Annotated in this window: 20 protein-coding genes; 12 read left to right on the top strand and 8 right to left on the bottom strand. The window is 42.5% G+C overall.

The annotated features are described in order from the left end of the window. The first annotated feature begins 320 nt into the window (after nucleotides 1-320). Nucleotides 321-1,271: a carbohydrate kinase family protein gene (locus WBM98_RS08470; protein WP_424365589.1), complete on the top strand. Its 951-nt coding sequence runs from the start codon at nucleotides 321-323 to the stop codon at nucleotides 1,269-1,271. After that, nucleotides 1,268-3,205, top strand: a complete 1,938-nt coding sequence (locus tag WBM98_RS08475; protein ID WP_424365590.1) for an amylosucrase — start codon at nucleotides 1,268-1,270, stop codon at nucleotides 3,203-3,205. The genes WBM98_RS08470 and WBM98_RS08475 overlap by 4 nt, the downstream gene beginning before the upstream one ends. 132 nt (nucleotides 3,206-3,337) lie before the next feature. Here the strand turns inward: WBM98_RS08475 and WBM98_RS08480 are convergent, their stop codons facing one another. The 4 genes from WBM98_RS08480 to WBM98_RS08495 form a co-directional block, all read right to left on the bottom strand. Further along, a complete protein-coding gene (locus WBM98_RS08480; protein WP_424365591.1) occupies nucleotides 3,338-3,847 on the bottom strand; it encodes a DUF3124 domain-containing protein in 510 nt (169 codons plus the stop codon). Between the two features lie 219 nt (nucleotides 3,848-4,066). Next, complete coding sequence (locus WBM98_RS08485; protein ID WP_424365592.1) at nucleotides 4,067-4,546, bottom strand: c-type cytochrome; 480 nt, start codon at nucleotides 4,544-4,546, stop codon at nucleotides 4,067-4,069. 55 nt (nucleotides 4,547-4,601) lie between these two features. Beyond that, the gene (locus WBM98_RS08490; RefSeq protein ID WP_424365593.1) at nucleotides 4,602-5,561 is read right to left on the bottom strand and encodes a YheT family hydrolase; all 960 of its coding nucleotides are present in this window, start codon (nucleotides 5,559-5,561) and stop codon (nucleotides 4,602-4,604) included. 26 nt (nucleotides 5,562-5,587) lie between these two features. Continuing rightward, nucleotides 5,588-6,562, bottom strand: coding sequence for an NAD(P)H-dependent flavin oxidoreductase (locus WBM98_RS08495; RefSeq protein WP_424365594.1), 975 nt, complete (start codon nucleotides 6,560-6,562; stop codon nucleotides 5,588-5,590). Nucleotides 6,563-6,724: 162 nt separating this feature from the next. On the opposite strand from WBM98_RS08495, the gene WBM98_RS08500 reads away from it, so the two are divergent. Next, entirely contained in the window at nucleotides 6,725-7,813 is a 1,089-nt protein-coding gene (locus tag WBM98_RS08500; protein ID WP_424365595.1) for a Gfo/Idh/MocA family protein, read from the top strand. A gap of 127 nt (nucleotides 7,814-7,940) precedes the next feature. Continuing rightward, a complete protein-coding gene (locus WBM98_RS08505) occupies nucleotides 7,941-8,417 on the top strand; it encodes an acyl-CoA thioesterase (RefSeq protein ID WP_424365596.1) in 477 nt (158 codons plus the stop codon). On the opposite strand, the gene WBM98_RS08510 is transcribed toward WBM98_RS08505, so the two are convergent. Then, complete coding sequence (locus tag WBM98_RS08510) at nucleotides 8,401-9,294, bottom strand: DMT family transporter (RefSeq protein ID WP_424365597.1); 894 nt, start codon at nucleotides 9,292-9,294, stop codon at nucleotides 8,401-8,403. The two genes, WBM98_RS08505 and WBM98_RS08510, sit on opposite strands and share 17 nt — an antisense overlap. Next, entirely contained in the window at nucleotides 9,291-9,644 is a 354-nt protein-coding gene (locus WBM98_RS08515) for an arsenate reductase family protein (protein ID WP_424365598.1), read from the bottom strand. The genes WBM98_RS08510 and WBM98_RS08515 overlap by 4 nt, the downstream gene beginning before the upstream one ends. Nucleotides 9,645-9,771: 127 nt before the next feature. Here WBM98_RS08515 and WBM98_RS08520 point away from each other — a divergent pair, with 127 nt between their 5' ends. The 4 genes from WBM98_RS08520 to WBM98_RS08535 are packed head-to-tail and all read left to right on the top strand — an operon-like array spanning nucleotide 9,772 to nucleotide 16,327. Beyond that, nucleotides 9,772-10,530, top strand: coding sequence for a hypothetical protein (locus tag WBM98_RS08520; protein ID WP_424365599.1), 759 nt, complete (start codon nucleotides 9,772-9,774; stop codon nucleotides 10,528-10,530). Then, a complete protein-coding gene (locus WBM98_RS08525; RefSeq protein WP_424365600.1) occupies nucleotides 10,527-13,289 on the top strand; it encodes a TonB-dependent receptor in 2,763 nt (920 codons plus the stop codon). Before WBM98_RS08520 ends, WBM98_RS08525 begins: the two co-directional genes overlap by 4 nt. Before the next feature lie 7 nt (nucleotides 13,290-13,296). Then, nucleotides 13,297-14,529, top strand: a complete 1,233-nt coding sequence (locus tag WBM98_RS08530; protein ID WP_424365601.1) for a DUF4249 domain-containing protein — start codon at nucleotides 13,297-13,299, stop codon at nucleotides 14,527-14,529. Between the two features lie 10 nt (nucleotides 14,530-14,539). Next, nucleotides 14,540-16,327, top strand: coding sequence for a hypothetical protein (locus tag WBM98_RS08535; protein WP_424365602.1), 1,788 nt, complete (start codon nucleotides 14,540-14,542; stop codon nucleotides 16,325-16,327). 7 nt (nucleotides 16,328-16,334) lie between these two features. Here WBM98_RS08535 and WBM98_RS08540 read toward each other — a convergent pair whose 3' ends face one another. Next, the gene (locus tag WBM98_RS08540; protein ID WP_424365603.1) at nucleotides 16,335-17,543 is read right to left on the bottom strand and encodes a hypothetical protein; all 1,209 of its coding nucleotides are present in this window, start codon (nucleotides 17,541-17,543) and stop codon (nucleotides 16,335-16,337) included. 201 nt (nucleotides 17,544-17,744) lie between these two features. Here WBM98_RS08540 and WBM98_RS08545 point away from each other — a divergent pair, with 201 nt between their 5' ends. Then, complete coding sequence (locus tag WBM98_RS08545) at nucleotides 17,745-18,212, top strand: DinB family protein (protein WP_424365604.1); 468 nt, start codon at nucleotides 17,745-17,747, stop codon at nucleotides 18,210-18,212. Between the two features lie 2 nt (nucleotides 18,213-18,214). On the opposite strand, the gene WBM98_RS08550 is transcribed toward WBM98_RS08545, so the two are convergent. Further along, the gene (locus WBM98_RS08550) at nucleotides 18,215-18,958 is read right to left on the bottom strand and encodes a DUF3298 domain-containing protein (RefSeq protein WP_424365605.1); all 744 of its coding nucleotides are present in this window, start codon (nucleotides 18,956-18,958) and stop codon (nucleotides 18,215-18,217) included. Nucleotides 18,959-19,046: 88 nt separating this feature from the next. Here WBM98_RS08550 and WBM98_RS08555 point away from each other — a divergent pair, with 88 nt between their 5' ends. The 3 genes from WBM98_RS08555 (at nucleotide 19,047) to recO (ending at nucleotide 22,630) form a co-directional block, all read left to right on the top strand. Beyond that, nucleotides 19,047-20,204, top strand: a complete 1,158-nt coding sequence (locus WBM98_RS08555) for a cystathionine gamma-synthase (protein WP_424365606.1) — start codon at nucleotides 19,047-19,049, stop codon at nucleotides 20,202-20,204. Between the two features lie 197 nt (nucleotides 20,205-20,401). Further along, a complete protein-coding gene (gdhA, locus tag WBM98_RS08560; RefSeq protein ID WP_424365607.1) occupies nucleotides 20,402-21,745 on the top strand; it encodes an NADP-specific glutamate dehydrogenase in 1,344 nt (447 codons plus the stop codon). Nucleotides 21,746-21,910: 165 nt separating this feature from the next. Continuing rightward, nucleotides 21,911-22,630 (top strand): DNA repair protein RecO, encoded by a 720-nt coding sequence (gene recO / locus WBM98_RS08565; protein WP_424365608.1) that lies wholly within the window; start codon nucleotides 21,911-21,913, stop codon nucleotides 22,628-22,630.

A 22,630-nucleotide genomic window follows, 5' to 3' on the forward strand; every position in this document is an offset into this window, starting at 1 on the left:
TTGATCCACCATAGAACGACATTCTGGGTGAGATTATCTATAAAGCCAGAGTGGTCGATATTTATGATTCAGGTTAGGATATTTGTGGGGTGTCACGGGAAACGTCATGCTAATTGAAGTCACTTAAATCGTGAAAAGGGGGTTGGGAATAACAAATGTATCCCAATCTAAAGATGTAGGGGAAAATAGTATTATCGAGGCTGCCGCCAAAGAGTCTTTATGCTATGATGCTTCCCAGACATTCTTCACCATAAATTCATATAAAATTTTGGAATAAATCCCTTTTTGTCAGTACCTTGGGCATATTAGTCCATAAAATTATGAAGAAAGTTTATTGTATTGGTGAATTGCTGATCGACTTTGTTGCTGAAAATCAGGGAAGCGATCTTGCCAAAGCGAATGTGTTTACCAAAAAAGCGGGAGGGGCTCCGGCAAATGTAGCCTGCGCTATTGCCAAACTAGGCGGGTTGAGTAAATTTATTGGTTGTGTAGGGCAAGATCAATTCGGTTCTTTCTTATTGGCCATTTTAAAGGATAACCATGTTGATATAAGTTTGGCACAACGCTCAAAGTACTTTACTACAATTGCTTTTGTCTCTATAGCCGAAGATGGGGAACGCGATTTTGTATTTAGCCGGGGCGCGGATAGAAAATTGAAGTATGATTCCAGCATAAAAAACTCATTTCAAGACAATATGGTGCATTTTGGTGCTGCCACTGCCCTTTTAGGGGGAGATTTGGAGGCCGCGTATGGACGGTACTTTTTTGATGCCCTCACCCAAAATTCCTTTATCAGTTTTGACCCCAATTTTCGGGGTGATCTATGGAAGGGCGAAGAAGATACCTTTATAAAAAAATGCATGCCTTTTGTGCAAAAAGCCCATTTATGCAAATTCAGTCTTGAAGAGGCCCGTTTGCTATCAGGCAAGACCGATTTAGAGGAATGTTGTGCGGTTCTGCACGAAATAGGCACACAGGTCATTACCATTACCTTGGGTGGGGAAGGTACGTTGCTAAGTACGAAAAAAACAAAGCACACCATCCCCAGTATACCGGTAAACCCAGTGGATACCACAGGGGCCGGGGATGCCTTTATCGGGTGCCTGCTTTACCAAATAGCGAACTTGCATGATCCCATCGAAATTCTAAAAGATACAGGGCCGTTAATAGATATGGTAAAGAAGGCCAATAAGGCAGGGGCACTTACAACCACAAACTTTGGGGCAATCCCGTCCCTACCCAACCTGAAACAACTCAACGCTACCGAATGAATCAGGCATCCCTTCATAAGTACCTTGCTTTTGATTCCAAAAAAAAGACCAAAGCCATTGATTTTAATGCGCTCTATGAACAAAGGTTGGCTACCAACCTCACCTTGATCAAGGACTTATTTTTTTCACTGTATCCTGAAGAAGCGCATGAAAACGCCTTCAACCAGCTATTGATATCACTTCCTAAACTTTTTGAACAAAGACCTTCTTCCCTTAAGGAGCTGGATATAAACCGTTTAAAGGAAGGAAATTGGTTTCAGTCTGAACAATTGGTCGGTATGCAGCTTTATGTTGATCATTTCAATGATAACCTTAAGGGTTTGGAAGACAAACTAGGGTATTTTGAAAAATTAGGCGTGAATTTCGTTCATCTTATGCCAATCACCCCAAGACCCAAGGGTGAAAACGACGGGGGATATGCGGTAAACAGCTATTATGAGGTAGACCCAAGGTTTGGTACGAAAAAAGACCTTTTGAGGCTTACTGAAAAAATGCGCGATAAAAACATGTTCCTCATGTTGGATTTTGTCGCCAACCACACTTCCAATGAATTCCCGTGGGCCAAAAAAGCCATGGCAGGTGAAAAAAAATACCAGGGATATTACCATATATTTGAGGATAGGACCCTTCCGGACGCCTATGAAAAAACGCTTCCGGAAATATTCCCTATGACCTCCCCTGGCAATTTCATTTTTAACCATGAAATGCAGAAATGGGTCATGACCGTCTTCAACCAGTATCAATGGGACCTGAACTATTCAAATCCCGAAGTCTTTATAGAGATGCTGGGCAATCTTATGAAACTCGCGAATCTAGGCGTGGATGTTGTACGATTGGATGCCTTGGCGTTTATGTGGAAAAAATTGGGGACCTTGTCCCAAAATCTGCCCGAAGCCCATACCCTTATTTCATTATTCAGGATGTGTCTGCAGGTACTGGCACCAGGGGTCGTGTTTTTGGCGGAGGCTATAGTAGCGCCCAATGAAATAATTAAATATTTCGGCTCAGGGACGTTGAAGGCAAACGAATGTGAAATTGCTTATAATGCGACCTTAATGGCCCTGTTATGGGATGCCATCGCCACAAAAAAAACGGTCCTGCTTTATAAAAATATTCATAATCTACCCGAAAAACCCAAAGAAACCACATGGATCAATTATATACGTTGCCATGATGATATAGGTCTAGGGTTCGAAGATCACCACATTCATGATATTGGCTGGAACGCCCAATTGCACCGCCGATTTTTGCTGGATTATTATTGCCAAAATATCGATTGGTCACCGGCCAAAGGCTATATGTTCATGTACAATCCTAAAACTGGGGATGGAAGGATTACCGGAAGTGCGGCGTCCTTGCTGGGACTGGAAAAGGCCCTTGAACAAAAGAATCGGGGCAAAATTACTAAGGCCATTGATAAAATAATCATGATGCACGGCATTGTTCTATCATACGGCGGTATACCCCTTATTTATGCTGGGGATGAAATAGGAACCCTAAACGACTATTCTTACCTCTCTGATAGTGACAAAAAAGAAGATAGTCGATGGGTAAACCGCCCCCATCAGGATTGGGATGCCATTGCCCAACTCGATACCCAAAAAACCTATCATTCTGAAATATTCTATGCCTTACAGCATTTAATTCACATTCGCAAAGAACACCGGGCCTTTGCAGATCAAAACAACCTGGTTTTGTATGACAGTCGTAATATTCACATTTTAATATACGAAAGGCCATCAGACAACGATGAAGGGGTATTGGTGATATGTAATTTTGATGAAGTATCACAAACCATTGCTGAAATCACCTTGGGGTCTTATGGGGCTAGTTCAAACCCTAAAAATCTTATATCTGGCAAGAGAGTTCAATTTATGGATGGCAACTTGAAATTAAGGCCCTACGAATTGTACTGGTTAGTGAAAACGAAATAAACCAGAATCGATTCTAGGTGTAAGGCAACCCAAGAATCCACTATGAAATAACGAGGATCATGCTTGACTTGAATCCTACAACAAGAAGGAATCTTCCTTAAATATGTAAAAAAGGGCGACTTGCCCTGGTTGTTATTGTATGCGTTTGCCCTCTGTTGTAAATGACAGTCCCTGCTGCCCCATGGTAGAATTCATGACCCCTTCGAATAATGGCTCTGATCCCCCTATGGGTATTTTCCATTCAAAAATAAAATTTGAGCCCGTTCCCCCAGAAACGTCCATTTCATCGATGATAATTTCTGCAGTTTCCAAGGGACCTAAATAAATAGGGGTTTCAAAATAGGTTCTTACGTGTTTGCCATGGGTGTCAAAATAATTTGCTTTTAGGATGTATATGGAATCAATATCGCTGGTATTCCTCAAGCTTACCATTGAGGTTAGGTTATGGGTTTTATGCTCCGAGGAACTGTATATCTGTGAATATATCGATAAGTACGATTTGCCATATTCAAGACTGTCCTTCTTGGTAATGTCAATCTTTCGTTTTGACCAATTTTCAGGATTGATCGAACTGATTTCTTTTTTACTATCGCAACTTAGTAAAACCAATGCGCATAGAATCGATAAGAAGTATAATTTCATAGTGGATGTATTTTGAACGCCAAGGTTTGCAAACCAATGCTGTAAAGATTGGTAGGCTGCAATTATTACCTTAAATATTTGTTTGACTGCCAGTACTGTCATTTTTTTTACAATATGATTGGTTCTACTTGTAGCTAACTTTTGATGTCGGTACAAAAAATGCTGTTGCCCCATATAAATATAAGGGATAACAGCATTAAAATACCACGTTTTGGAAAATTATAGTGTTCGCAAATATTCGGCTATGGCCCTAGCATCTTCTTGGCTTAAATTTTGGTTGAGCATAACCGCATTGTTGTATTCTTTTAACAACGCTATGGCAATGGGATCTTCCTTTAGCATCCCATCGGGATTCAGGATGATATTCATGACCCATTCCGGACTTCTGATATCATAGATCCCTTTTAAGGCAGGGCCTATCATACGTTTTTCCGCCATATGGCAAGCAATGCAAATGGTCGAATATATTTTTTCCCCTTGCGCGGCCAATTCTGTATTGATTTGGGCATCAAATTCAACCGAGGTAATAGGGCCAATCCCTTTATTGTTCATGTCAACCGGAACTTCATCTACGTTATTTAAGGCTTTGACTTCTTTTTTTGTACGGTTCATTTCAAAACCACCTTTCTTTTCCTCTTTTTTTCCACCACAGCTCAGTATAAGTCCTGTGATGGTCAAAAAAGCAACGAATTTTCTCATGTATTTGATTTTTGAAGCCCTAAAGATAGCAAATAGAATCTTTTTTTTTCAGGGCTTATAACGCATCAAAAAATGCTATAACACGCTTTTCGGTATAGGTGGTATTTTGGTTTCCGTAGAATCCGACATGCCCACCATATTCAGGTACTTCTAAAAATACTGATTCGTTTTCCTTAGCTTCTTGGTACGGATAACATTCCGAACCCAGGAAAGAATCGTTCTTGGCATTGATGATAAGTGCCGGAATAGTTATTTGTGGTAAAAATTGCAAGGAACTGCATTGCGTGTAATAATCCAAGGCATCTTTAAAACCATGGGCCTTGCTGGTATAGATATCATCAAAATCTTTTAGCGTTTTGATTTGTGTGATATCTTCATCTTGAATTTTTGAAGGAAACAATTGTTGTTTCGCCCGCATTTTGGCTTTTAGGTGGTCTTTAAAGCGCTTTGCATATAGGTAGTTCTTGGGTTGCAAAAGTTGTTTTAAGGAACTATAGAGGCTACAGGGTACCGATACTCCAACGACCCCTTTGATCGCTTCGGAAATCTGGCGGTCCTCACCGATATACTTCAATGCAAGATTACCTCCCAAACTGAATCCTTTGATATAGATTTCGGCATAGATCTTTGCGCTTAAAATATGGTGTATCACACTATCCAAATCTTCTGTAGCGCCGGAATGGTAAGAACGATAAAGGATATTGGGTTCTCCACTACATCCTCTAAAGTTTACGGCGCAGGCATCATAGCCGTGGGTATTGGCCATTTTTGCACTTCCCGTCATATAGGGTCGTTGGGCATTACCTTCCAAGCCATGTAACAAAATAACCACTTTACGGGTCCGTTGCGGCCCATAGCTCCAGTCCAAGTCCAGAAAATCCCCATCGGGGAGTAAAATTCGTTCCCGTTCTTGGGTTATTCCCGATACGGTTCGTAATAAGCCCGCATATAGGGTCGAAAAATGACCATTTTTGAATAATAAGGGTGGGTTATAGTCTGATGATATTAGGGGCATACTTTTTTTGGGTGGGATTAAGCAAGTTATTTAGGGTAAACGTCCAACACTTTCGTCTGTTCCTCAATGGCCGATTTAAATTCCGATTTCAAGTTGTCTATCAATTCAGAAACAGGTAATACATTTTCAATAGAGGCGACGCCCTGTCCTGCAGACCAGATGGTTTTCCATGCTTTGGCCTCTGTATCCAGCTCTTTCCCGAAATCTATCTTCCTGTCCTTTTTCAAATCGTCCTCGGTGATACCGGCAGCTTTTAGACTGGCGCCTAAGAAATTCGCGTGTACTCCAGAAATGGCAGCGGTATAGACTACATCACTGGCACCGGCTTCGATGATCATTTTTTTATAGGCATCGGTGGCCTTGCTCTCTTCAACGTTAATGAAACGCGTGCCCATATAGGCCAAATCCGCCCCCATTTGAAGGGCCGATGCGATATCCCTTCCCGTGCTTATACAACCCGATAAAATAATGGTCTTATCATAGAATTTCTTTATTTCGGCTACCAAAGTCATAGGGTTTATCGTCCCTGCATGCCCTCCTGCCCCAGCGGCCACCAAAATGAGTCCATCTACACCGGCTCCAGCTGCCTTTTGGGCATGTCTTTTTTTGATGACATCGTGAAAAACAAGCCCCCCATAACTGTGAATGGCATCTACCACTTGTGAGACGGCGCCGAGTGAGGTGATGATCAAGGGTACCTTATATTTTACACAAAGCTTTATATCGGCCTCAAGCCTAGGATTGGTGGGGTGTACTATGAGGTTCAACCCAAATGGGGCGGTTTTTTTGCCCGTCACTTTCTCGAAATTCGCCAAAGCGTTTTTGATTTCTATGAGCCACTCCTCAAGGCCTTCACTGGTACGTTGGTTCAAGGCAGGAAAGGTGCCCACAATCCCGTTCTTACAACATTCAATCACCAATTGTGGACCGGAAATAAGGAACATCGGGGCAGCTATTACAGGTAGGGAAAGGTCTTTTATGAAAGGTGCTTTTTGAGCCATAGTGTATTTTTAAAGTTCAATGTAAGGATATTAAACCATAATACTACAGTGTACTTACGGGATAAGCAATTGATCCCTAAGGAACTCTTAAAGTTATATAGCGGGCTTTAAAATATAACTATCTTGTAAGAAACCTTTATGTCATCGAATAATACCAACGTCATGCAGAAAAGAAGGACTTTTATAAAACAGACCGGCATTTTACTTGGAGGTATCGGCCTCTTGCCGCAATATGCCTTCAAGAATAGGCCTTTAAAGGAAAAGTTAGGGGTTTGTCTGGTCGGTCTGGGCGATTATAGCACCAATCTTTTAGCCCCGGCATTGCAACATACGCAGCACTGTGAACTTAGGGGAATAGTCACGGGTACCCCTTCGAAAGTTCCGCTATGGCAACGAAACTATAACATTCCCGACAAGAATGTTTATGATTATCAAAATATGGATCGTATCGACGACAATCCCGATATTGATGTTATTTATATCGTACTTCCCACAGGGCTTCATGCGCAGTATGCTATTAAAGCGGCCCATACAGGCAAGCATGTATGGTGCGAAAAGCCTATGGCAAAAACTGCCAAGGAATGCCAATCGATCATTGATGCTTGTACCAAGAACAAGGTATCCCTGTCCATTGGGTATCGCATGCAACATGAACCCAATACCCAACAGCTCATCAAATGGGCCAAGACACTACCTTATGGGAAAATAAAGGAGGTAAAGGCCCATGTAGGGTTTAATATCACCAATCCAGGGAACACGTGGCGAATGGATAAGGAATTGGGGGGTGGACTTCTATATGACGTCGGGGTCTACTGCATAAATGCCTTGCGATATACCTTTGGGGAAGAACCTATTGCGGTACTCGGCCATCATGAAAATACACGGCCCAATATCTTTAAGGAAGTTCCCGAAACCAGCATCTTTGAATTCGATTTTCCTAATGGGGGTAAAGGGGATGGAAAAACAACGGCAACGCAAAGTATGAACCTTTTACATGCGGAATGTGTCAAGGGATGGTATGAGCTGCAACCTTTTCAAGCCTACAATGGGGTGCAGGGAAGAGCCTCTGACGGGTCATTGTTGAACATCTTTGTCCAAAACCAGCAAGCCCGACAAATGGATGATGATGCCCTGGCCATTTTTGAAAACCGCCCAATGATGGTCCCTGGCGAAGAGGGGATGAAAGATATCGTTTTGTTGGAGGCGATCAATGAATCTGCACGAACCGGCAAAAAAGTAATGCTATCCTAGAAACTGTTTTGAATGCTATCGATTGTTTTTGGAGCAGCCATATCCTGAATAATATTGTTGAAGAATTACTTTGATTCCTTCCTTTATCTGTAGGAATTGGTATTTTTGCCGAATTAATTATCGCAACATGTTTTTAAAGGAGTTTGAAGTACGTTGGAGTGATATTGATGCCAATCGTCATTTGGCCAATTCGTCCTATATCAATTATATGAGCCATACCCGAATGGCCTTTTTAATGGAACATGGTTTTGGTCATGAGGTTTTGGCCAAAAATAAGATAGGCCCTGTGGTTTTTTATGAGCATATGTACTATTTCAAAGAGGTTTTCCCCGGCAAACCCATTAGGGTATCCTTGGAGGTTATGGGGATGAGTGAGGATGGCTGTTTCTTCGAATTCCATCATAATTTTTATGACAGTAACGGTAAAAACGTGGCCCATTGTGAAATGATGGGCGCATGGATAAGCCTAGGGTCAAGACAACTTATACCGCTCTCGGGGCAGTTTTTACAGCGCTTTCAACAATTTGAAAGGCCAGAGGGTTTTCGCCTACTGACCAAAGAAGATACCCGCAAGTTTTCGAAAAAACCTAAAGATCTGATTTAGTTTTTCTACTTGACAAATATACGCCGATAAAGACCAAAGCGGCTGCCACAATCTTTATGGTAGTCAAGGTATCCTTGCCCGTGCCGAGCGCATAGAGAATTCCGATAAGGGGCTGCAAATAAACAAAGGCACTTAAGGTAGATGCCTTTAATTGGGTAAGCGCAAAAACATTGAATAGGTAGGTGAGAAAGGTGGTCCCGATGATCACGAATACGATGCGCCAAATGATGTCAAAGGGTAACAACGACCATTCAATTTCGACAAACTCCTGATAACCAAAGGGCAGGCAAATAAGGATCCCCAATGAGAACAACCATTTCATAAAAGTGAAGGGATGGTATTTTGATATCAATATTTTGGCCAAAATCAAATAAGTACCATAGAAAAAGGAATTCATTAGGATCAGAAAATTACCAAGGGGAATATTAGGGGCATCGTGCCGTATTTCTGTGCTGAACAAGATCAAACCCAAAGCCCCGAGGAGCCCAATAAAAATCCCAAATACCTTTCTTCGGACAATTTTTTCCTTGATTAAAATAGAAGACAATATCAAAACGATGATGGGCGTAGTCGTAATTAGAACCGCACTATTTATGGGAGTTGAAAGCGATAACCCTTTAAAGAATACAAGCATATTGACCCCCATGCCAAAAAGGGCACAAACAAGCATACGTAAATAATCCTTTTTTTCGATTTTCTCCTTGGGTCCCCAAATGGAAACAAACCAAAAGAGGGCGGTTGCCCCCAAAACCCGCAAAAACACAAAGCCGAAGGCGCCTACATAATGGGGCATAACACCTTTGGCGATGGTATGGTTCAGCCCATAGATGGTCGTCGCTCCAATGGCTGCAATAATGGCTAAGGATCGTTTGCTCAAGGGTGAATGGTTTCTTTGACGGCATCAACTACAGCTTTGCTATTGCCAACAAAGATTTGATCATTGAACAGTACTACCGGTCGTTTCAGAAACGTATAATGTTCGAGGATCAATTTTTCAAAATCCTCTTCGGTCAGGTTTTTTTGTGCCAATCCCCTTTCCTTATAAAGTCGGGCCCTCTTGCTGAAAAGGGATTCGAAACTACCTGCCACTGCTTTCATTTCATGAAGTTGGGAAGGCGTGATCGGTTCCGTTTTAATATCCTGCAGATCAAAACCTTCCAACGGCTTCAAATCGTTCAGAATTCTTTTACAGGTATCACAGGTGCTTAAATAATATATTTTTTTCATGTTGTGCAGTTTTCAGTTGCCATCATATCGTGTCTTGCAAAGAAACCCAATTCCTTTTAATTGTACTATTTTAACTATCTTGTTTATTTATTGATCAAGACTTATAACTTGTAAAATCAGCAGCCTTTTGAAAAAGAAAGCGGTAGGCCTATACGTAGTTCTTAACGCCTTGGTTTGGGGTGTTTCCTGTATGGGGGTCCTTAGGGCTCAGGATTTAAAGGAAGCCAACAGGTATTCCCAGTTCGATGCGACGATTGGCCTGATTAATTCAGGGGTTTTCGCTGGATTTGCCTATAAGGAAGAATTCAGGGTTCTGGGTTCCAAACATAAATTCTTTTATAGTCCTGATTTTATCCTTGGTTCGGTGACCTATGACGGGCAGGAGTATTTTGGGTATAAAATGAAATATGATGTTTATGGGGATGCACTTTTACTATATTATGCAGGGGTATATGGTTCCCAAGCAGTTCAATTGATAAAGGATAGGGTTACGGAATTTGAGATTGAAGGCCATCGGTTCGTGAACCTCTCCATACAGGAGGATAGGGAATTGCCCGCTTCAGGATTTATTGAAGTGCTCGTGGAAGGGGACCATTTCACGTTTCTAAAAAAACACAGGAAGAGGATCCTAAAAAAATCAGATCGCAAATCGCTATACCATGAGTTCAAGGACCGCCGTGCGTATTATATGCGCCTGAATGATGAAATGACCCAAGTGAAATCGCTTACCCACATCACTGCACTTTTTCCGGAGTATAGAAAACAGATCAATGATTTGGCCGCCAAATACAATGAGTTGAAGAAAAGTGACCCGGAGTATTATTATATATCTATTTTATCCGACTTCGATACGGTTTTTGAACCTAAAACAGAAAATGACCTATGAAGGGCAACATGCTCATCTTAGCATTATTATCCCTCTTTTTTGTCAGCGCACAAGAAGGCCTAAGGAAGTTCTCCTTCGATTTTCAAAATATCGGTTTGGCGGAGGCGTTGGAAGAAGTACAGGCAAAATCCGGCGGCACCATTTATGTGGCCGAAGAATGGCTACAGGAGAAAACGGTCACCAAACATTTTACGAACACTTCATTGGAGGAAATACTTTCAGATCTTTTGGCCGATACCCAACTCAATTTTTTCATAACCCCCGATCACCGCATCATCATCACCCAGAACAATAGAATTTACAGTGATCTGCCAGAAAACTTTTTTGGGGAAACAGAAATCACGACAGTTGAATCCGAGGAGGCCGAAAGCCCGACGAACATTTTTTTATCGGAGAAGGAATCGGACTCAAATAAAAAAATAGAGACCGTACGCATAGGCAAGGAACAAAAGAGCTATCCCCAGAAACGGTTTAGACTTTCGGGAACCATTAATAACGTAGCCAACAATGAACCTGTAGCGAATATGGCCCTAATAGTCAGGGCATTGGGGATTGGTACAACAACGGACAATAGGGGGCGGTATATATTAAATCTGCCTGTTGGCCTAAATGTAGTCGAAACCAGCTCCCTAGGATATGCAAGTACTAAGACCAATATTGTAATTTACAACAATGGCAGCTATGATTTCAGCGTAGAGGAGAATTATGAACTCTTGGATGAAATTGTCCTCAGTGCCAATGCAATCAGTAATGTGGATGATGCGACCACGGGAAACACTAAAATAGGGGCCGAGGAATCCAAGAACATTCCTTTGGTTTTGGGCGAACGTGATCTTTTGAAGGTGGCAACCACTTTACCGGGCGTTACTACGGCCGGGGAAGGTGCTTCCGGATTTAATGTTAGGGGTGGGAAAACGGACCAAAACTTAATCTTGTTGGATAATGCCGTGGTGTACAACCCATCCCATTTCTTTGGAATTTTTCAGGCCTTGAATCCATTTGCCATCAGTGATGTCAATATCTATAAGGGAGCCATTCCTGCAGAATTTGGGGGGCGATTATCATCTGTTTTCGATATCAGTACCAAAAACCCGGATACCGAGAAGTTCAAGGGGGAAGTCTCTTTAGGCCCTGTCACGGCCAATGCCGTGGTCGAGATACCCATAATCAAGAGCAAGTCGGGCTTAATGCTCGGTGGTCGGGGAGCCTATTCCGATTGGGTGTTGCGTTCGTTGAAAGATGTCGCCCTGAAAAACAGCAGCGCTAATTTTTACGATGCGATGATGAAATACAACCATCAGATTGACGAAAATAATGGCCTAAGTGCCTCCGGATATTATAGCAAGGATGCCTTTAGCATTACCTCCGATTCATTGTACGGCTACAGCAATCGCTTATTTTCATTAAAATGGGACCATAAGTTCAATGAAAAAAATGCCGGCAGCTTAATATTGACCAATAGTCAATATAAATTCGATATTGATTTTGACGGGAGTATAAATGACAATTTTTTACAGCAATACCAAATCGATGAAACCGAACTGAAGGTACGTATGAAGTATCTACTCAATGAGCACCATAATTTTGATTATGGGATCTCGGGCAAACTATACAGTGTACTTCCAGGACAGATAGAACCGAAAGGCCCCGAAGACCTTATTTTGCCTTTAGCCATCCCCAAGGAAAGGGGCCTGGAATCCGCAATATTCTTTACCGATAGCTATACGATAAACGACAGACTCTTACTCGATATCGGCTTACGGTATTCCTTTTTTGCCGCCTTGGGCCGTAGTCAGCAAAGGGTGTACGAAGATGGGAACCCTAGAAGTGCGGGAACGGTTGTAGACACCTTGACATTTGATAAGAATGAAGTGGTAAAAACCTACGGGGGACCCGAAGTGCGGGTTTCGGCACGGTATTTTTTGGGAGAGGATTTCTCCCTCAAGGCCAGTTTCAACAATACCTATCAATTCATACATACCTTGTCAAATACGACTACGGTTTCGCCCATCGATACATGGAAGTTGTCCGATTATAATATCAAACCCCAACAAGCCAATCAATTCGCTTTGGGACTCTATAAGAACTTGGATAATAACACCTATGAGCTTAGCTTGGAAGGGTTTTATAAACGGCAGAAAAACCTGCTCGATTTCAAGACCGGGGCCAAGTTGATTTTGAACGAGACCATAGAAACCGAAGTGCTTCAAGGTACCGGTAAGGCCTATGGCCTGGAGTTCTTTATCCGTAAAAATGCAGGTAAGCTGAACGGATGGTTGGGATATACCTATTCCCGTTCCTTATTGAAATTGGATAGTGATTTTGGGGAAGAACGCGTGAACGATGGCCGTTATTTTCCGTCCAACTTCGATAAACCCCATGATTTTAGCCTTGTACTCAATTACAAGTTCACCAAACGCTATAGCATATCGACCAACTTCCTCTACCAAACCGGGCGACCGGTTACGTTTCCGGTGGGCAATTATACCTTTGATGGGGCGGAGTATGTGCTGTATAGCGACCGCAATCGATATCGCATATCGGATTACTATCGGTTGGATGTTGGGTTGAACATCGAAGGAAACCACAAGACTAAAAAGCTGGCACATAGTTTCTGGAATATATCGGTTTATAACGTACTGGGAAGGAATAATCCGTATTCGGTGTTTTTTGTGTCGGATTCTGGAGAGATCAAAGCCTTGCAAAGCTCTATTTTCGCCATTCCCGTACCCTCGATAACCTATAACTTTAAATTTTGATGCACAATTGACCAAGATCCCAATATATCGCCCATATAAATTAAGTAGCAAGATTATATTGTTCTCATTTCTGTTGTTTATGATTGGTTGTGTTGAACCCTATGAAGGGGAAGTGGCGGATTATGAGGATGTGTTGGTGGTAAATGCCAACCTCACCAATGAACTCACTCGGCAAGAAGTACGTTTAACGCGATCCTATCGTTTTGAGGAAGACGGACCCCGTGGCGAATCGAATGCCCAAGTACAGATCATCGGGGACGATGGCAGTGTATATCCCTTTGAGGAGACCGATCCCGGAACCTACCTTTCTTTGGAAACTTTTGCGGCCCGACCTGATATTGCCTACTCCCTTTCTATTGAGACCCAAGAGGGTAGATCATATACTTCGGAAGCCATGCAACTGCCAAGTACGACAACCCTTGAAGATCTATATGCAGAACGCACCACCAATGACGATGGGGAAGAGGGTATCGGCATATTCGTGGATAGTTACGACCCTGAAGCCCAATCGAGATATTATCATTTCAAGTTTGAGGAAACCTACAAGATCATCGCTCCATATTGGAGCCCCTATGATGCTGTGGTCATTAGCGAAGGTGAGGATACGTTCTCCTTGAATGTAATTCAAAGGGAGCGGGAAGAGCAGGTCTGTTATGCAACGGATATGGCAAAGGAAATCTTGATACATAGTACGTTGGGTCTTGCTGAGGATCGGATTACGCGCTTTATGGTCAGATTTATCAAAAACGACAACTATATCATTTCGTATCGATATAGCATACTGGTAGAGCAGCATGTCCAGAACCCTGCGGCTTTTGCCTATTACGAAACCTTACGAGGGCTTTCAAAATCATCGGAGAATATTTTTTCAGAAGACCAACCTGGATTTTTAGGGGGCAATATTTTGGCAACCGATGGTTCGGGGGAGAATGTGGCCGGTTTTTTTGAGGTCTCTTCGGTGGACCAAAAGCGTATATTCTTTGATTATGAGGATTTTTATCCGGATGAGGAAAAACCACCCCATACCACCGCCTGTCTTTTTACAGCCCCAACCACTTCTGGTAGGTTGGGAGAACGGGAATTGCTCAATGCCATTTACGAAGACCGGTTGCGTTTCTATGATTATAATCGCAACCCGAACGAGACCATAGGTACGGGACCGTTTTTAATGATTCGTCCCGAATGTGGCGACTGTACCGTTTTAGGAAGTAATAAAGTACCTGATTTTTGGGAGGAATAATAAGATGATCATGAAGAAAGTAGTTTCCTTAGCGCTCTTGTTGTGTATGTTCGGCCCGGCGGTCAATGGGCAGACTATTGCCATAGACAAGCAAGAGGCCCAAGGTTTTGCGGCCATTGCTCCTGAAAACATATATGTCCATTTTAATACCACCCTCTTATTTCCTGCCGAATATCTGTACTATAAAGTTTATTGTTTCGATTTAAAAGCCAAGGTATTGAGCGATATCAGTAAAATGGCCTATGTTGAACTGATCAATGAGAATCTCGAGGTGGTCTTTCGTCATAAGGTCAGGTTACAGAAGGGCAAAGGGCAAGGCGATTATTTTGTGCCTGTTTCTCTCCCTTCCGGAAATTATAAACTGATTGCTTATACCAACTGGATGAAAAATTTCGGGAAAGCATATTTCTTTGAAAATGACATTAGCATCATCAATCCCTACCAAGCTGATCAAAAAGCGATTATGTCCGTGCCCGTAAAACAAGTCGATAGTTTAAAGGATTCGGTGGCAGTCAAAGATGCCAAGGTATTGAATCCTTCCCGTGTGGTCCATACAGCGGTCGGTCCAATAAAAATCGGGATTGGGAAGCGTACTTACTCCAAACGGTCTGAAGTAAGGCTGGTCTTGAATTCGGATAGTGACTTGGCGTCGGGTAACTACTCCCTATCCGTGCGACAAAAGGATAGCCTGCCACAACACGAAAGGATACCTATGAATTCTGGGTTGATTTTCGCCAAAGCTATTGAAGGCTCCTTTGACGGTTCATCTATATTACATTTGCCTGAGTTTAGGGGCGAACTGCTTTCCGGTCGGGTGATGGCCATTAAGGAAGGAATATCGATCGCCAATCAGAATGTGGCCATCTCCTTGCCGGGTAAGGAGTATCAATTCAAGATAGCCCAGACCAATGCCGAGGGGGTTTATTATATCAATCTTGACAAGGCCTATTCTGGGGATCAAGTGATCGTACAAGCTTTGGGCAAAAACAGGTTTGGGCTCGATGTGCAATGGGATCAACCTGTTTCGCCGGACTATTCGCAAATGGCGTTTAAAAAATTGAAAATAGGTCAGCAGAACGCTGAAAGTATTCGGGAGCGAAGCATTCATAACCAGATTGAAAGTGCCTATTTTAGATTTAAACCCGATTCGATCTTGCCTACCACCCATGTTTTGCCCTTTGCCGATCAAAATGTTCGAAATTATGACATGGCGGATTATACCGATTTCAGATCGGTACGGGAGGCACTTTTGGAGATTATCAAAGACGTTTGGGTTCGTCGAAATACGGAAAACGGGGAGGAAATCGAAGTGAAAAGTATGGACCTGATCTCTAACCCTGACCTTTTGCCCTTGGTCATTGTTGATGGTATCATTGTTCAGGAGCATGAAAGCTTATTGGATTATGATGCTAGAAACTTGAGCACCATTCGTGTATTTCGGGACAAATATGTATTTGGTCCCCAAATATTCCAAGGGGCCATCGTTTTCGAAACCAAGAAATCGGATTATGACCAAAATGTTGTAGATTCCAACATCAAACGATTCCAGATGCTTAAACCGCAGTTGCGAAAGCATTATTTTACCCAGCGATATGATGCACCCGACCCGACCACAGCTTTCAGTTTACCCGATGACCGGTTGCAATTGCTTTGGAAACCACAAGTGATATTGAATGGCAAAAAGGACAGTATCAGGTTTTTTACCTCGGATGTAACGGGTGAATTCGAAGTTGATCTCGAAGGGATTTTGGATACTGGGGAACCGGTTTCAATACGGGAAACCTTTTTTGTGGAATAATCCAAAACTAATCTTCCCTGGCCCAACCCATCGCCCAATCGGGAAAATTGGCATTGTTTCCCGAGCCCGATGTCAAACCCTCGGAATAAAAAGAAACATTCGGACCGGTATAGTTGGTCACAGAAAAACCTTCGTCAGTGGTATCGAATTGAATGGTGTTTACCTGCCATTCCCCAGTATCGATTTTTGAAGTTGCTTCCGGGCCATCCACCTTGATTCCCAAAGGGGTACTGTTGGTATATAGACTGTCGATGGTGCCGATTCCGCCTCCTTGATCGAACAGCAAGGCACCTTCACTTACCGGTCCGATTATAGAGACGTTTTTAATGGCACCTGCGGTTAAGGGGGTAGCCATCACATCAGTTTCATTGTTTGAGGTTCGTATGCCAGACGTTGCATTGGTTGAGAGGTACAACGATGCTGCGTTCCCGGTCCAACCATCCGTTATAGCAACCCCATTTCCCTGGTGGTTGCTCGCAATAAGCCATTTTGGGTTGATATTTCCACCATAAAAAGCGAACCCATTTCCTTTGCCTTGATAGGACTGTACGTGTTCCAAGTTCGTGAATGCCCCAGCGCCAAAAAAAGTAATGCCGTTGAAAGTGGTGGTTTCTTCAAAGGATGCCCCGGTATATTCCACCCTAAGATATTGGAGGGTGCCCGAAGAATCCTCAAGTTCATTGCCCCCATAAAACAGGTCCCCAAGTGCAGATCGGGCATTTTCTCCCCTATTGGTGGGTGCTTTTCCACAAATGACAATGCCCCCCCAATCCCCGGGGGCCGGATTGTCCGCATCGGAGGTGATGATTACCGGCGCATCAGGCTTTCCATAAATATAGAGTTTGCCCCCCTGTGCGACGGAAATATATGCGTTTGCGTCTTTTTGTGCTTTGATTATGGTTCCTTCCCGTATTTCAAGCTCCCCACCATCGCGAATGATCAAGGGGCCAGTTAGCTTATATTCTACCGTATTGTCAAGAATGACCCTAGCCACAATATGGCCTTCCAATCCGTTTTTGGCTTCACAGGTATTGGAACATACCCAACCACAATCGATTCCTGTTTCATTTCCATTTTGAATACCGTCGGAACAATTCGCCACTCCGCCCACAACATCAATGGTTGTGTCGTCGGAACAGGAACAAAGTAAGAAAAACACCATGGCCATCATCGCGGCCATTACGATACATCTTTTCAAGGATAGTTGTTTTTTCATAGAAAAATACAACTTATTTGACGTACGTCTTAATTTAAAGGACTTAAAATGGTATAGGACCAATGCCATAAGCGTTTCGATTAGGTAAAATGAACTTGGAGTTGGCTTACACCTCAAATGGATTACTATTTTTTCCACTTATTAGGATTACACTTATACCATAAAAGCGCTATTTTTATGCCCATATAAAAAATGTACCTATTGGAAAAGCTATTCATTATTACCTTAGAGAACCGAAAAATACTATATAAAGTTCTCGCCAATACTCCGAAAGCACAGCTATTGAAAATCCCAAATGGGTATCGGAACAATATCTGGTGGAATATTGCCCATGTGGTTGTAACACAGCAACTATTGGTTTATGGACTAACTGGCTTGCCCCTGAAGATACCTTCCGCGTTGGTCGATAAATTCAGAAAAGGTACGGTGCCCGATGGGACAGCCACTGATGAGGAATTTGACCTTATTAAAGGATTCATGTTCTCAACCATCGAATGGGCACAGGAAGATTATGAAATAGGAACTTTCAAGGAATTTACCGAGTATACCACGAGCGCCAATGTTACCCTGAAGGATATTGACGATGCCATCGCCTACAATTTGTTCCATGAAGGCTTGCATTTAGGGGTAATACTTTCGCTTGAAAAAGTATTGATGACCAAAGGTTAGAGCTACAATTTTATTTTTCGGGCCAAATAGCCTTTTACCTCAGTATAAGGCAACACCACTTCAATCGCACCATCGGCATAGGATGCCACTTCATATTGGTTGTAGAGCAGCACTAAGCCTCCTTCGGTATACCCGATATTCTCAGGGAGATAAAATGTATCTTCCTCAAACATAAAACCCGTACTGTTAATGGGGTCACCTAAAGGAATGGCCTCTTGGATTCTAAATTTGGTCTCGGCAAAATGCTCAAAACGTTCGCGGTCTTTGAACAATTCCCAGTTTTCAATTTCGGTTCCTTTTCGTTTGTCAAAATTCAAGAACCGTCGGGTCGTATATCCGTGGGCGCCCCCAGTGAATAAGTATGAATTTAGGGTAATAGTCAATATATCTTTGTCTTCATAGGAGACGGATCCCGTTATTTTGGCTTCCCACCCTGTCGTCTCATCGGGATACAATTTTTTAAGTTCAGTGTATCCATTTTTAAAGGATTGTATCGCTTCTGAAACAGTTGATGCCTCAATATCGTCATCATAGACCAATAGGGAAATCAGCTCCTCCTCTAAGGCCGTATTAATGGTGTCTGCAAGTTTGGTTCGATCTAAAGCCTTCGGAATCTCGACACCGATCTTTGGACATGAATCGCAAGCAGTATCGGAAATTGTCAAGGGCTCGTAGGCAAGTTTGCTTTCCTCATTACATCCTAGGAACAATAAAAAGAAAAGTATTTGGGGTATTGGGACTTTCATAGGTGTCTTGGGTTTCTGAAGTGCTAAATTACAGCTTCATTGCAATCTCCAAAAGATAACGATACTTTTATATGGTAAATTTTGACCTATGGAAACAGGAAATTTAAAATTCAATAGCAAAACCATTCATGGCGGACAAGAACCCGATAAAGCCTATGGTGCGGTAATGCCCCCCATCTACCAAACCTCGACCTATGCCCAAACGACCCCTGGAGGCCATAAGGGGTTTGTATATTCCCGTAGTGCCAACCCTACACGTTCGGCCCTCGAAAATGCATTGGCCAGTATTGAAGATGGGCACTACGGACTTGCCTTTGCAAGTGGGTTGGCAGCCATTGATACTGTAATCAAATTACTGGATCCAGGGGACGAGGTAATAACCTCAAGTGAACTTTATGGTGGTAGCTACCGTCTTTTTAAACAGATTTTCGGAAAATACGGCATCGTGTTTCATTTTATAGATATGCAGACCCCCAAGCATATAGTGAACTACATCAATAAACGTACAAAATTGATCTGGGTAGAAACCCCGACCAACCCGATGATGAACATCATAGACATCGCCGCGGTATCAAAAATAGCCCAAAAGCACAAGGCGCTTTTGGCGGTCGATAATACTTTTGCCTCACCGTATTTGCAGCAACCTTTGAACTTAGGGGCCGATATTGTGATGCACTCCGCAACCAAGTACCTTGGTGGTCATAGTGATTTAATTGCCGGGGGGCTTGTCGTTAAAGAAAAGGCATTGGCGGATCGGCTTTATTTTATTCAAAATGCAAGTGGGGCGGTTTGTGGTCCTATGGATAGTTTTTTGGTGCTCAGGGGAATCAAGACGTTGCATGTTCGTATGCAAAGACATTGCGAGAATGGGCGTGTGATTGCAAGATATCTGGCCAAACATCCTAAGATCGAGCATGTCTATTGGCCGGGTTTCAAAAATCATCCAAACCACAATGTTGCCAAAAAGCAAATGAACGGGTTCGGCGGAATGATCTCCTTTATTCCCAAAGGGAGTAGTTTTGATGAGGCCATTCGCATTGTGGAAAAATTGAAATTGTTCACCTTGGCCGAATCCTTGGGTGGGGTTGAAAGCTTAGTGGGGCACCCTGCCAGTATGTCGCATGCCGGTATTCCTAGTGAAGAGCGTGAAAAAGTCGGTATTTCCGATACGCTGATCCGGTTGAGTGTGGGTATTGAGGATAAGGATGACCTTATAGCCGATTTGGAACAAGCGTTGAGGGAGTAAATTACCGCAGTATCAGTCAAAAGGCGACTGATCAGAAGCAGGAGGGATTGTATATTACATAATTGATAACCGACATACGGAAACATTTTTACAGTATTTTTAAAAAAACAGGGTTTAAATTATAGGAATATTATAATTTTGCCGTTATATTCTAAATTCAACAAAAATCAAAAGTATTAAAGCATAATTGATTCTATATGGAGGCAATAATCAAAACATTCATGGACGAGGTAAAGACCCGAAATGGTCATGAGCCAGAATTCATACAAGCAGTTCAGGAAGTTGCTGAAACAGTAATTCCGTACATCGTGAATAACGAGATTTACCATGGTAAAAACATTCTTTTGCGGATGGTCGAACCAGAGCGATTGATTTCTTTTCGAGTTGCTTGGATAGACGATAAGGGTGAAATACATGTGAATCGGGGATACCGTATTCAAATGAATTCTGCAATCGGACCTTATAAGGGAGGGTTGCGTTTTCATCCAACAGTAAATGCAAGTATCCTAAAGTTTTTGGCCTTTGAACAGGTTTTCAAAAACAGTTTGACCACCTTGCCGATGGGTGGTGGTAAAGGAGGGTCTGACTTTGATCCTAAAGGAAAATCCCATGATGAGGTAATGCGCTTTTGCCATGCCTTTATGTTAGAGTTGAATAGGCATATTGGACCTAACACCGATGTACCTGCCGGTGATATTGGAGTAGGCGCAAGGGAAATTGGTTTCCTGTTCGGAATGTACAAGAAAATAAGAAACGAGTTTACTGGAGTACTTACAGGAAAAGGGCTTTCATGGGGGGGGTCAAAAATTCGTCCTGAAGCAACCGGTTACGGTACGGTGTATTTTGCACAAAGTATGCTCAATACCAAGAATGATGATGTAAATGGAAAAACCGTAGTTATTTCTGGTTCGGGGAATGTGGCCCAGTACGCTGCAGAAAAAGTGATACAACTGGGAGGTAAGGTTGTTACAATGTCAGATTCCAGTGGCTATATTCATGATAAGGAAGGTATTGATGCCGATAAGTTGGCTTTTATAATGGATTTAAAAAACAACAGACGGGGACGTATTTCTGAGTATGCCGACAAGTATTCTTCCGCGACCTTCCATAAAGGTAAAAAGCCATGGAGTGTAAAATGTGATATCGCATTACCCTGTGCCACCCAAAATGAATTGAATCTTGAGCATGCGAAAGAACTTATAAAAAATGGATGTAACTGTGTTGCCGAGGGGGCCAATATGCCTTCTACAGCTGAAGCGATACATGCCTTCCACGATGCCAAGATCTTATTCGCCCCAGGCAAGGCTTCCAACGCGGGTGGTGTAGCCACCTCAGGTTTGGAAATGTCACAGAATTCATTGCGTATCAGTTGGACACGGGAAGAGGTAGATGAACGTTTGAAAGGGATTATGTCGGACATACACGATTCCTGTATCGAATATGGTAAAGAGGACGACGGCTATTGCAATTACGTTAAGGGTGCGAACATAGCTGGTTTCGTTAAGGTAGCCGATGCCATGTTGGCCCAAGGGGTGATCTAGAGGTGTAAAATTACCGATTCGAAGTACGAATATAAACCTGTCAGTTTTATAAAAAATTGACAGGTTTTTTATTGAGGTTGAAATATCACGATGCAATACTCCCAACTTGGAGTTTTCGACTTCGAGTTTTTTCCACTTATCTTTGGGGTCAGCTAACAACCCATCATGCAGGTTACTACGAAAGCAATTGTTTTATCGGTCCTAAAATATGGCGACTCGAGTTTGATCGTCAAGGCTTTTACCCTTTCCGATGGGCTGAAATCATACTTGCTCAAAGGGGTGTTGACGGCTAAAAAAGGGAAATTGAAATCGGCCTATTTTCAACCGCTGACACAATTGGAAGTAGTAGCTAACCACAAGAACAAAGGTACGTTGGAGTCAATTCGTGAGGTGAGGGTTTCCTACCCCTACAGCACCTTGCATTCCGACATTTCAAAGAATGCCATCGTTCTTTTTTTGGCTGAAATGTTGGCGAACAGCATTCAGGAAGAAGAGTGTAACGAGGACCTTTTTTTTTATGTGGAAAGTGCGCTGCAATGGTTGGATAAAAATACAGAAATCACCAATTTCCATATTTATTTCTTGATGGAACTGACCAAGTTTTTAGGTTTTTATCCCGACGACACCAACCTGTCTAAATCATATTTTGATCTATTGGAGGGGGAATTCATCGACACCGTAACTTTAAACCCAATGATCACCGGTGAAAATTTAAATTTCTTCAAAAGGTTTTTGGGCACAAATTTTGAGGCTATCCATAATGTCAAGATGAAGAAGGCCAGCAGACAGCACTTACTGCAAACAATTGTCCTTTATTTTGAATTACATTTGCAAGGATTTCGAAAACCCAAGTCACTCGCTATTTTAAATGAAGTTTTCAGCTAG

The organism is Maribacter sp. (genome assembly GCF_049667165.1).
Lineage (GTDB): Bacteria > Bacteroidota > Bacteroidia > Flavobacteriales > Flavobacteriaceae > Maribacter_A.